The following is an 11,903-nucleotide window of genomic DNA, read 5'->3' on the forward strand; positions in this document are numbered from 1 at the left end:
AGGTTCAAGCTCCGCGGCGTCGGCGACGGAAATTGATGAATCGGGCACTTACTCACTACTTCAGTTCCTCCCCCAGGTGACCGGAAGTTCCATCAACCCACCCGACAACTGGTGCTGCCGGGGACGTAGCGATTCGAGATCACCGTCGATGCGCAGGTCAGGAAGCGCGCCGAAGATGCTGCCGAACACTGCTTTCAGCTCCAACCGCGCCAATGCCGCCCCCACGCAGTAGTGGGGGCCATACCCGAAGGAAAGGTGCGGGTTTTCCCGGCGGGCCGGGCAGAACGATTCAGCGTCGTCGAAGATCTCGCGATCCTCGTTCGCGTCGTCCAGGTCCAGGATCACCAGGTCGCCCTTGCGGATGTAGGCGTCTCCGACCTCGATATCGGCATGGGCATATCGCGGCACTCCGGCGATGCGCCGTTGCACGGGATGCGGGTGGCGAAGGATCTCCTCGACCACGTGGTCGAGGACTTTCGGATCGGCCAACGCTGCCCGATCGATCGGATTCGTCAGCAACAGGTACATGCCGCGATCGATCAAGGTCACCGTGTTGATCTGGCCGGCGAATCGCAGTCCGGCCGCCATGCCGATCACCAGGTCACGGCTGCACAGCTGCGGCTCCAGCTCCTGGAATCGCAGGAGGTCGGTGAGGATGTCCTCGGCCGGATGTTCGAGCTTGTCCTCGATCAGCCGGTTCATGTATTCCTTGAGCGCCTGATCAGCTCGGCCGGACACCGCCGGATCGGCCAGATCCACTGAGGCATCGGACCATTCGCGTACCTTCTCGCGATCCTCCGCCGGAATCCCCAGTAGCTCGCTGATCACGTGAGAGGACAGGGGCTCGGCCAGATCCGTGCGGATGTCGGCGGGCGGCCCGGCTGTGCGCATGGTGCCGATGAGCTCGCCCGTGATGGCCTGCACCTCGGGCTGCAGGGCACGCATGCGGCGTGCCGAGAACGACGTCGCCACCATCCGACGGATCAGATCGTCCGGTGGCGGTGGCGTATCGGGGTCGAGTTGCCGGAATTGCAGGATCTCGGCGGTCGTGAACCTCGCCGGATCGGCGGTGTCAGGGTGTGGGAAGCGGTTGATCCGTTCATCGGTCAGCAGCTTCTTGACGGTGCGGTAGTCGCTGACGATCCACGCCGGATCGCCTGCCGGAGAGGTACCTCGTCGAACGACGGTGTGCACAGCTTCGAATTTCAACTCCACGAGTACGACCTCAGACTCCGATATGTCTACGGTCGCGCCCGTAGATGTTGAGGTCGAGGTCGATTCCTGCCGCGGACGACTCCATGCGCCCGGTCGCGACTCGGACGAAATTCGCAGGGTCGGTAGCCACTACCGGCCCGCCGCCGTTGATGTCGAATCGGGGCAGCCCGCGCAACTCCACGGTGAAGGGCTCGTATTCGAGACGTGTGAACTCTGTGGCCAGCCACCGAACGGAGATCTCCCACAGACGATCTTCGATACTGCTTCGTCCCAGCGCCGCATCGATATCATCTGTGTGCACACACAATTCGTGCGCCAGTGTCAGGACGCCTGTCGCGAAAACCTGACCGGTGACGCCCTGCACCGGTCCGTTCCATACGGCATCCGGCAAAGATCGCAGGTGCACTTCAAGGCTTTCGGTGGCTGCTTCGAGCGCCGCGGTGAACTGCGGGACTGTCCACGAGCCGTACGCCTCGGCCTGCACGTCCGGCGGGCGGTGCCCGATCGTGCCGGCGAGAATATCGACGACTGTTCCGGTCAGGTGGCCGATTACGCCGCGAACAGTCCAGCCGTCGCATCGCGTCGTGACATCCAGGTCCTCGCCCGACAGACCTTCGACGAAGGCACCGAAGCGCTGAAACTCCCCGACGACGATCGAGGTGACTTCGTCACGATCCCACTGTATTTCGGTCATTGATGACCTCCATCCTTTCTGCGCCGCTGCTGCGGTGGTTGCCCCAGTCATCCGAGGTGGTCGACACGTCCAAGCTGCTCACCGCATGGGCGACCGAGCTGACCGAGCACACCGCGAAGCGGCCTTGCCGGTCGAACATCGATGCGGCGCCCACCGCAATGCCGCTGTCGGACATGTGGAGCTCGGCTTCGATTCCGATTGCGGAACCGTTGGGCACTCGTGCCATGACCATCGTGAAGTCGTGATTGATGAATCCGATTCCGCTATCTCCCCAGCTGGTCAGGGTGTTGGTCAGCTCGCCGACGGTCGCCGCGCGAACAAACGGTGATGTCTGCTCCCCTGCCAGCAGATCGGTCTGATCGATCCACAACCGTTTGCGGCCCGCGTTTTGATGCCCGGACATCGAAGAGCTCCAGCTGTCGGCGTATCCATCACTGCCCCAATAGATTCCGGGTCGAGCGATCGACGCCAGCAGATGCGGCGGCGGATACTGTGGACTTTCGTTCGCTTGCCACCGCGTGCCCGGCGGATCGGCAGTTCGGCGTACCAGCACCACAGATGCTCTCGCCACCAGCTTTTCGGCCTGCTCGATGCGGACATCGGTGACTCGAATGGTGCGCCCATCTCGGACTCGCTCGGCCCGAACAGTCAGCGGCTGGAACTTCGGTTGCCGAAAGAGATCGATTGTGAATCTGGCCGGTACGAACCCGGCGTCGCCGTGTGCGGTTTCGGCCGCGTATGCCCCGAGACCTGCAACAGCGGCACCGTTGATCGCTTCGGAAGACCACTGGCTGGCGGCGTGCGAAAGCGGTTCGTAGCTCTCGGCATTGCGCGTGAAGAATGGCAAGACGACTCCCCTCTCGAAATCATTCCGACTCAGACGCCGCACTCGGCGTCGGTGTAGAATTGCCGCGACCAGTTCCGGAACTTGACGATCGCTCCCTCGCCTTGGCAGAGCACGGCCGGTTTTTCACCGCGGTTGAATTCCGTTCGACTCGGCAAAGAGCGATAGATCTTGTTCTCCCAAATCGGGATATCTTTTTCGAAGTCCTCCCAGGTTGCCTGGACAATCTTTTCGTTCATGGCGTCAGCCATTCCGATATCACCGAGACTCTTGGTGCGCTGGGCGATGGATGCTTCGACCAGGATTCCGTCGATCGGCGTGCGGCACAGCTGCAACTGCCGAGAAATCTCGACTCCATCCAGATGGTCGGTAAGCCGGATATTGGTGATCCCGAGCCCGATGTTGCTGAAATGCCCGACTACCCGCACACCACCTGCAGGACCCCCGGGAAAGTCATACTTACCGATCATTGTCCCCGCGATTGTCACACCGTCGATTTCATATTCCATCTCCGGAATGTCCACGGCGTTGTGCACGACAACCTGATGAGCTACGTCCGGTCCGTTTTCTACAATGTCCTGAACATGGGTCCGAATCTGCCAGACCTTGCGGGCGAACGGGGTCCACTGCCGTTCGTCCTCGCCGCCGGTCATCGGGGGAACACTCCAGTCCGGGTTCCTTTCCAGCTCGTCGTAGTACACCGCGACAACGCCGTCGAACTCCGCCACCTGATAGCTGCGAAGCTTCGCCTCCCCTGGAATCTTTTTAGCGTAGGGGATCTCGACGCAACTGCCGGTAGCGTCGAATCGCCAGCCGTGGAACGGACAGACGACTTCATCGCCTTCGATTCGGCCGGGACCGAGATCGGCGCCGAGGTGCGGACAATGCGCGTCCGCGACGCGGACCTCGCCCGCCAGGGTTCGATAAGCGATGAGATCACGCCCGAAATAGTGCATGCGCCTGATCTGCCCATGCACTAGATCAGTCGAGTCAGCGACTCGATACCAACTCGTGGGGTACGGCTGCATTGGAAATCTAACAACGGGCACGGGTTCCTCCTTCAAGCCGCTGCAGCAACACTAGAACACGTTTCACCAGTGCGGCATGGACAAAACCTGCCAACATGGAAGCCGCCATGGCAACTTGCTGCCATCAGCGTTGCCGACAGATAGCAAAAGGCAAAGGTATTTCCAGGCGACTAGGCCCGCCACAAGGACAGCAACAGTGTCACTCTGATTTACCGGAGCTCGGAAACCATTAACGACGGGAGCAGGCACTGCTCGAGGAGGTGAAAGGCGCACAGGAGGCGCCCCATCATCGGTCGCCAGCCCAGCAGGAAGACCAACTACCCCGATACCGGGAGGTACCCTCCGAACACAGCGTGAACGCGCAGACGCTGTAGGTCAATTCGACCGAAACCCCAGCTCGGCCGCACGCACCCCGAGCTGGTACCGAGTGCCCACCCCGAGTTGCACCATGATCGCCGCGACATAGCGCCGATACGTGCGAAGCGAAACGGACAGTCGCCGTGCCGCCACCTCATCTTTCAAGCCGATACCGAGAGCCTCGAGAACTGCGACCTCCACAGCGTCGAACTCTGGGCTGGAATGCTCCTCGCCGATGTCCAGACGTGTGGCCGAATCCCATGTCGTCGTGGCGAATTGATGGAGAGCGTGGAGTAGAGACGGCTCACGGACCATGAGCGCATCCGGTCGCGAAGAATCCGCTCCGCTCCACAGCACCGCCACCCGGCGGTCGACGATGATCGTGTTCGGAAACTCGATTCGAGTGACCTTCGTGTGAGGGGTGATCATCGTGCACAACGATCCCGGAACAGGAACGCGCGAGTTCGCGTATTTCTGCGAGTAGAGGACTCGGACCCGTCTGCCGGCTTCGAGCAGATCGCGCAGCACCAGTGCTTCATGCTGGTAGTACCGCTTCGTCTGCAGCGGGGCACAGACCGCCACCACTGCTTCCTCCCTCACATCCTGCAGCATCTGTTGCAGGATGCCCGCCCACTTCTCATCGGGAAACAGACGAACGACACCGTGCCGCTCGGAAAATTCCCCGATCTGCGTGGCTATAGCGGAGTCCAGCAGTTTGCGAGACTTCATCAGAAGTTGGACGACATCCGAACTGTTTTCGAGCACGCCATTCGGATCTATCATCAAACATCCCCCGAGGATTCTGCTGCCCACAGTCTGTACGGTCGGCCGCCTTTCGAACCACTCAAACCTAGAACACGTTCCAGCAGTTGGTCAACCGACTAGCCCTCGTAGTAACTGACCGTTACGGGTTCTGTGGAGCTATCAGGCCGGATTCGTAGGCGAGGACGACGAGTTGGGCTCGGTCGCGGGCTCGGAGCTTGGCCATGGCTCGATTGACGTGGGTCTTCGCGGTCAGCGGGCTGATCACCATATGCTCGGCAACACCATCGTTGGACAGGCCCTGCGCGACCAGGATCACGGCCTCGCGTTCACGGGCTGTCAGTTCCTTCAGTCCCGTGGCGATGCCGGGGTTACGTGGCTGGGAGACATAGCGATTGATCAGGCGGCGGGTGATCGACGGCGCGAGCAGGGCGTCACCGCGCGCGGCGACGCGGACCGAGTGCAGGAAGTCTTCCGGGCGTATGTCTTTGATGAGGAATCCGGCCGCGCCGGCACGGAGGGCCTCGAACACGTACTCGTCCAAGCCGTAGTTGGTCAGGATGACCACGTGTACCCCCGCCAGGGCGGGGTCGGCGGCGATGCGGCGGGTCGCCTCGATACCATCGACCACAGGCATCTGAACATCGATGAGCGCGACATCGGGCAGGTGTTGCCGGGCCAGCGCGAGGCCCTCGTTCCCGTCGGCGGCCTCGGCGACCACCTCGATATCTTCCTCCAGGTCAAGTAGCGCGCGGAATCCGCTGCGGATGAGCGGCTGGTCATCGACCAGCAAGACACGAATCACGACCCGTCCACGGGAAGTTCGGCCAGCACGCGGAACCCGCCCTGACTGCGCGGTGCCGCCCGCAGTCGACCGCCGAGGGCATTCACGCGCTCGTGCATACCGAGTAGCCCAACCCCGGGCGGGGCTGCCGTCGCCGCTGTGGCGTTGCCGTCGTCATCGACCCGGACGATCAACACATCGGAGCGGTAGTCGATTCGAACCGATGCTGTCGCGGCTCCAGCGTGGCGGGAGATGTTGGTCAATGACTCCTGAACGATCCGGTAGACGGTTCGGTCCACAGCCGCCGGTAAATCCTGGCGTCGTCCCTCGATCGTCAAGGTGGCGTCCAATCCGGTTGTGCGGGCGCGGTCCACGAGATCCGGAACGTGGTCGAGTCCGTGCTTGGGGCCGGTGCCGTCCTCACGGAGCGCCTCGAGGGTGGCGCGAAGTTCGCGGGCAGCTTCGCGTCCGGCGTCCCGGATCACCAGCAGGGCGTCGGGGACCTCCTCGCCTCGTTTGCGAGCCACGTGGACAGCGGCTTCGGATTGGATCTTGATGACCGAAATCTGGTGGGTGAGTGAATCATGGAGCTCGCGTGCGATGTGCAGGCGCTCCTCGTCGGCCCGGCGGCGGGCGGTTTGCTCGCGGGTGCGCTCGGCTTCATCGGCCCGTCGCTCAGCTTGTCGCAGCGCTTCACCGGCCGCACCGGCCGCGATCAACCAGGCGATCTCGAGTGCGCCTCGGGCCCGCGTCAACGCCGCGACCGTATCGTGCAGGGAAGCCAGGGCCGCGAGCGGGAGCGCGGCGAGCATGGCCACCGACGCGGCGATTGTGCTTGTTCGGTGCCCGGTCCGGACCGCGGCGTAGACCGCGAACACGAACGCGACCGCGGGGACATCGATGCCGATAGCTTGATAACCCAGCGCGCACAGCCCGGTCACGAGCAGCACCGCGATCGGCGTCCTGCGCCGCGCGGCCAACGCCAGGCCGCTGCCGATCAACAAGGGATAGGCGATCACAGCGAGATCGGTGGGCTGCTGCGCGGACCGCCCCGCGACGAGCACGACGGCCGCGACACCGGCGGCGATCGCCCAGTCTCCGATCCGCCCGCTGCGCATGCACGTAACCCTAGCCCGATCTTCCTGCAGGCAAATCCTGCTCACGGATGACGACCCGCTACCGCGCCCGCAGTAGGTTCGCCGCTGCCTACGACATTCGCAGTAGTCGGCTACGGCCTCAGTGGCAGTACGAAATTACAACGCCCGCACGATGATTCGCGCAGTGCCCGACGGAGATGATGAACAGAGTCCAGTCGTTCTGCAAAGGAGCACCGATGCCCATCCGTCATCTGCCCGCCGCCGTGGCAGCCACCCTGCTCGGAGGTCTCACGCTCGCCGCACCGGCGGCCGCGACGGTCTCCGTCCACCCCCTCGCGGCCGCCACCGGCATGACTTCTGGTCGGCTCGGGCCCACCCTGACGGCGTTGGTCGGGTTGATCGCCGTGGTGATCGGCGGACGGGTTCTGGCCCGCTCCTACCGAAACGACACCCGCAGCGGAGGCCGGGGCGCCGGGGCGGCGCTCGTCTTGGGCCTGATCAGCTCGGTAGCGGGTGGACTGTTCGCGGCCACTGCCGACGGCGGCCCCGGCACCGGCAACGGGATCGTCGGATCCTGGGCAGCCATGGGGCTCGGGCTGACTGCCATGATCCTGGGCGGGCTCGCTATGGCCCGCTCCCGGCGGGTTCGCGTCGCTGGGCATTAGTACGGGGCATACGTCGGTCCATAGCCTGGCCGAGTACGCGGGTATCCGACGAGGCGCTTCCAAACCGACAGCGACAGCGACCCCACATCTCGGCGCCCGCTCCGGTCGCTGACCCCCGGAGCACAGTGTGGAGCATCGCGTCTCGCCCGTGGTTCAGGAAGGTAGTCCGACCTCGTCGGGCGTCTTGTCGGTGCGGATCCCGCGGAAGCTGGGGTGCCGCAGCAGACCGTCGCCACTGACCTCGCGGTATTCGATGTCGGCGACGAACACCGGCTCGACCCACCACGCCGCCCGCGTCACCGCGGGCGGCGGCGGGTCGTCGAGTGGGCTGGTGTCGCGGCGGACTTCCTCGAGGGCGGCGCGGATGCTGCGCCGGGCCTCGGTGGTGAACCCTGTCCCGACCCCGCCGATGCAGTGCAGGTGGCCCTCGGGGGTGTGGCCGGCCAGGACCAGCCCGCCGAAGGTGGCGGCGTTGGGGCCGGTGCCGGGGACCGCGCCGACGATGATCGCCTCGGTCGTGGCCCGCAGGACTGTCTTGATCCAGGCCGAGGACCGTTTGCCGGGCTCGTAGATCGAGTCGCCGCGCTTGCAGACGATGCCCTCGAGCCCGGAGTCGGCGGCCAGGTGCAGCAGTCGGTCGGCGTCGACCTCGGCCAGTGACCAGTTCGGTGGAACCCGCACCCGCGCACCGTCATCGAGGCCCAGCTCGGTCAGCGCCACGCGCCGCGACCAGTACGGGTCGGCCACGAGCATCTCGTCGTCGAGGCCGAGCAGGTCGAAAATGATGTAGTCGACGCGGATCTCGGCGATCAGCGTGGGCGAGGGGCGTCCGACGTGCATGCGCCGCTGCAGCCGGGAGAACGAGGGGGCGCCACGGTCGTCGGGGGCGACGAGCTCGCCGTCGAGCAGGATCGACCGGCCCTCGGTGACCTCGGCCAGGGCGGCAACGACCTCGGGATAGGAGCCGGTGATCTCGCGTAGATTGCGGCTCCACAAGCTGACACCGTCGGACCCACACCGGGTGAGCGCTCGGACGCCGTCCCATTTCATTTCCGCGGTCCATTCACCTGGCGGCCGTGGTGGCCGTCCGGGTTTGGCCAGCATCGGTGCCGGCACCGCGAGACCCACAAGATCAGCCTAAGCCCGCTGCGACGTTGTCCCGGTCGGGCGCGGGATCCTCGGCGCGGCACCGTCGGTCAGCCGGGTGCGGGCTCATTCGCCCCGTCCGAGCGGCCCACCGAATCCGATGCCCCCTGCTGATGGTCGTCGCCGAATCCGACACCATGGCCCCCACCAGACCCGCCACCCAGGCCGCCGCGCGAGCGCCCCGCGGCGAGCTCTACCGCAGCCGCGGCGGGCATTACGACGTCTACGAGGGCGGGATGGACCACTCCGACGTGCTCCGCGTAGAGCTGGAATTCCTCACCAGGCACGCCCGATCGGCACGCCGAACCTCCTCGTAGCGCGAACAGGATGAATTTCGGGATGACATCGGTGGGTCGGCGCAGTCCTCGTCGTTTCCGTGTGAGCTCACAGCCTGCGCTGGCCCACCGACATCTGCCTGGTGGCGATCTGCTGGACGACCAGGGGCAGGAGAGTGTGCTCTGCGGTGAGTACGCGTGCAGCCAGGGTGTCGACGGTGTCGTCGGCGAGGACCGGGACCTCGAGCTGGGCGATGACTTCGCCGGTGTCGTACTCGTCTTCGACGATGTGGACCGACGGGCCGCTGACACTGTCGCCGGAGTCCAGAACTGCCTGGTGGACATGGTTTCCATGCATGCCGGGTCCGCCGAAGCGCGGCAGGAGCGCGGGGTGAATGTTGAGAATTCTGGGCGCGAACTGCTCGCGGGTTCGCGGGCCGAGCTTCTTCATATAGCCGGCCGTGACGATCAACTCGACCGAGTGCCCGACGAACGTCGCGCAGATGGCGCTGTCGAGTTGCTCGGGGTCGGGGTGGGTCCTTCCCGATAGGTGACGGGTGGCGATCCGGTTCTCGCGCGCGTAAGCCAATCCGGGCGATCCACTGTTGTTGCTGATCACGGCTACTACCTCGAACGGCGCCTCGGGTTGGGAGGCGGCACGATGCAGCGCCCGCAGGTTGGAGCCGTTGTGCGAGACGAGGACACCGACACGGAGTTTGGACACGAACGGCAAGCTTTCCAGCTCAGGCCCCGCGCGCATACCTCTATTTCACTGGTGTTCGGAGAAGGACCGTTTGCCGAACGCCCGCCCCAACGGGCGGCCGATGCGGTCGCCGCGGCCCACGCGAGCAGCTCGCCTGCGGTGACCAGTCGGTGCACTGCCGCGGGACCCGGTCCCGTACTCTGAACACGGCGATATCCACAGTGGCTGTCGTCGCGGTCGGGAGGACGAGGACGATGGCCAGAGTCGCGTCGGCGACAGGGCGGTACGGCGGCCGGTCGGCGAGCGAGCGGCAGGCCGAACGGCGGGCCCGATTCCGGGAAGCCGGGCTGGAAGCCTTCGGGGCGGGCGCCGGATACCGTCACACCCGCCTGGCCGACCTGTGCCAGGCCGCCGGGCTGTCCACCCGGCAGTTCTACCAGGAGTACGACACCCTGGAGGACCTGCTCGGCGAGCTGCACCTGCACCTCGACGGCATCGTCGCACAGCACGTCCTCGACGAGGTCGCGCGGGTCGACGACCTGCCGCTGGCCGGTCGCGCCGGCGCCATGGTGCGCGCCTACCTGTCCTACGTCACGCGTGATCCACGCTGCGCCAGGATCGCGTTCGTCGAGATCGCCGGGGTCAGTGCGCGAATGAACGCCCAGCGCAGGCAGAGCAGGGCCCGCTGGGTCGACCTGATGTGCGCGCTGTTCGACAGTTTCGCCGCCCGGGGCGAACTCGCGCCCAGGGATTTCCGGCTGACCGCGGCCACCTTCGTCGGCGCGGTCGACGGACTGATGCGGGACTGGACCGCGGGCTGGGTCGACGCCACCGTCGACCAGCTCACCGACGAGCTGCTGCGCATGCTCCTCGGCGCGCTCGGCACCACCGGCGGCCGGAACGCGGCGGAACCGGCGGCCGCCGCCGAACCGCCGGTGCGCCGCAGGCCCCGCGACCGGCGGGCCACGATTCTGGCGGCCGCCAACGCCGCCTTCGCCGAACACGGCTACCACCGCACGTCCATGGCCGACATCGCCACCGCGGTCGGCATCACCAGCGGCGCGCTGTACCGGCATTTCCGCACCAAACAGGAGCTGCTCGGATCCTGCCTGCGCGGGGGGCTCGAGCTGATCCTCGACCGCGTCGACACCGCGTGCGCCGACGGCGCGCCCGCCGAGGCCGCGCTACCCGCGCTGGTGCGGGTCTCGCTCGAGACTCGCGGGCTCGCCCGGCTGTGGCAGCTCGAATTCCGCAGCCTGACCCCGGTCGACCGGATGGGTGTCCTGGCGCGATCGGTGCGGCTGACCCACCGGATCGGCGCGGCCATCCAGGCCCGCAGGCCCGACATCGCCGCCGCGGACCGCGACACGCTCGGCTGGATCGTCCTGTCGGTGGTGACCAGCCCGTCCAACCACCGCACCCAGCTGCCCGACGACGCCTTCGCACGGGTGCTCGATGCCGCCGTGAACGCCGTCATCGACGCCGGTGTCGGCCCGCACCCGGGCAGCACCGGCGGGGCCGGGTCCGACCGCGCGCCCGCCGACCCGGATTCCGCACTGCGGACCGAACAGCTCGTCGCCGCCGCCGCCCAGCTGTTCAGCGAACGCGGGTTCGCCGCGGTCAGCATCGAGGACATCGGCACCTCGGTCGGCGTCCGCGGTCCGGCGCTCTACCACCATTTCGAGAGCAAGTCCGATCTGCTCGACGAGATCATCGATCGCAACAACCGGTGGATCCAGCAGTACACCGAGCGCGCGCTCGCCGAGGGCGGCGACCCACGGGACTCGCTGCGACTGCTGCTGCGGTACTACGTCCGGTTCGCCATGGACAGAACGGATCTCGTCGGCACCGCGGTCAGCGAGGGCCGCAATCTGCCCGCCGATGCCGCGGCCAGATACCGGCGGATCCACCGCGAGGGCATCATCGGCTGGGCCCGGCTGCTGCAATCGGTGCGGCCCGAGCTGAGCCTGCCGACCGCCCGGGTGCTGATCCACGCCGTCACCACGGTGGTCAACGACGCGGTCCGCAATCCGCGGCTGACCCGGCGCCCCGATCTCCTCGGTGAGCTGTGCGCGCTCGGCGAGCGGATCGCCCTCGCCGAACTCCCGGAGACCGACCTTAGCCACTGATGACTTAGAACCGGTTGCACCCGTATTACGCCCAAAACTGGACTTATCGGCGAGTTACTTAGGGGTTGCGCGGCGTGAGTCTGTGCGACATCATGGCTCCCGCGGCGTGTAGCGCGCCCGGTTCAGCGCCCGCCCCGGACGGGGCGGGTCCAGTCGAGAGGTGACGGTCCGGTGGGCCACTACAAGAGCAACGTTCGCGACCTG

The 11,903-nt window shown here is 66.0% G+C and carries 12 protein-coding genes; 3 read left to right on the plus strand and 9 right to left on the minus strand.

All coding sequences use genetic code 11. From position 1 onward, the window contains the following. Positions 1–60: 60 nt before the first annotated feature. The 7 genes from IEY60_RS06335 to IEY60_RS06365 form a co-directional block, all read right to left on the minus strand. Positions 61–1,215 carry a cytochrome P450 gene (locus IEY60_RS06335; RefSeq protein ID WP_189024685.1) on the minus strand — a complete coding sequence of 385 codons (1,155 nt, stop codon included), beginning with the start codon at positions 1,213–1,215 and terminating at the stop codon, positions 61–63. 10 nt (positions 1,216–1,225) lie between these two features. Next, on the minus strand, positions 1,226–1,960 hold the full coding sequence (locus IEY60_RS06340) for a maleylpyruvate isomerase family mycothiol-dependent enzyme (protein ID WP_189024687.1): 735 nt from the start codon (positions 1,958–1,960) through the stop codon (positions 1,226–1,228). Beyond that, positions 1,884–2,756: an acyl-CoA thioesterase domain-containing protein gene (locus IEY60_RS06345; RefSeq protein ID WP_189024689.1), complete on the minus strand. Its 873-nt coding sequence runs from the start codon at positions 2,754–2,756 to the stop codon at positions 1,884–1,886. Before IEY60_RS06345 ends, IEY60_RS06340 begins: the two co-directional genes overlap by 77 nt. A gap of 29 nt (positions 2,757–2,785) precedes the next feature. Further along, complete coding sequence (locus IEY60_RS06350) at positions 2,786–3,781, minus strand: Rieske 2Fe-2S domain-containing protein (RefSeq protein ID WP_268241457.1); 996 nt, start codon at positions 3,779–3,781, stop codon at positions 2,786–2,788. 375 nt (positions 3,782–4,156) lie between these two features. Then, positions 4,157–4,921 carry a helix-turn-helix domain-containing protein gene (locus IEY60_RS06355; protein ID WP_189024693.1) on the minus strand — a complete coding sequence of 255 codons (765 nt, stop codon included), beginning with the start codon at positions 4,919–4,921 and terminating at the stop codon, positions 4,157–4,159. Between the two features lie 121 nt (positions 4,922–5,042). After that, complete coding sequence (locus tag IEY60_RS06360; RefSeq protein ID WP_189024694.1) at positions 5,043–5,705, minus strand: response regulator; 663 nt, start codon at positions 5,703–5,705, stop codon at positions 5,043–5,045. Continuing rightward, positions 5,702–6,802: a sensor histidine kinase gene (locus IEY60_RS06365; protein ID WP_189024695.1), complete on the minus strand. Its 1,101-nt coding sequence runs from the start codon at positions 6,800–6,802 to the stop codon at positions 5,702–5,704. The genes IEY60_RS06360 and IEY60_RS06365 overlap by 4 nt, the downstream gene beginning before the upstream one ends. 215 nt (positions 6,803–7,017) lie before the next feature. On the opposite strand from IEY60_RS06365, the gene IEY60_RS06370 reads away from it, so the two are divergent. Then, a complete protein-coding gene (locus IEY60_RS06370) occupies positions 7,018–7,446 on the plus strand; it encodes a DUF6223 family protein (protein ID WP_189024696.1) in 429 nt (142 codons plus the stop codon). Positions 7,447–7,599: 153 nt separating this feature from the next. Here the strand turns inward: IEY60_RS06370 and ligD are convergent, their stop codons facing one another. Then, complete coding sequence (gene ligD, locus IEY60_RS06375; RefSeq protein ID WP_189025036.1) at positions 7,600–8,550, minus strand: non-homologous end-joining DNA ligase; 951 nt, start codon at positions 8,548–8,550, stop codon at positions 7,600–7,602. A gap of 155 nt (positions 8,551–8,705) precedes the next feature. Between ligD and IEY60_RS06380 the strand changes: the two genes are divergently transcribed. Further along, entirely contained in the window at positions 8,706–8,909 is a 204-nt protein-coding gene (locus tag IEY60_RS06380; RefSeq protein ID WP_229739584.1) for a hypothetical protein, read from the plus strand. Positions 8,910–8,976: 67 nt separating this feature from the next. Here the strand turns inward: IEY60_RS06380 and purN are convergent, their stop codons facing one another. Then, positions 8,977–9,591, minus strand: coding sequence for a phosphoribosylglycinamide formyltransferase (purN, locus tag IEY60_RS06385; protein ID WP_229739585.1), 615 nt, complete (start codon positions 9,589–9,591; stop codon positions 8,977–8,979). Positions 9,592–9,824: 233 nt separating this feature from the next. Here purN and IEY60_RS06390 point away from each other — a divergent pair, with 233 nt between their 5' ends. Then, positions 9,825–11,699: a TetR/AcrR family transcriptional regulator gene (locus tag IEY60_RS06390; RefSeq protein WP_189024698.1), complete on the plus strand. Its 1,875-nt coding sequence runs from the start codon at positions 9,825–9,827 to the stop codon at positions 11,697–11,699. Positions 11,700–11,903: the final 204 nt, after the last annotated feature.

It is taken from the genome of Nocardia rhizosphaerihabitans (assembly GCF_014646295.1).
Lineage (GTDB): Bacteria > Actinomycetota > Actinomycetes > Mycobacteriales > Mycobacteriaceae > Nocardia > Nocardia rhizosphaerihabitans.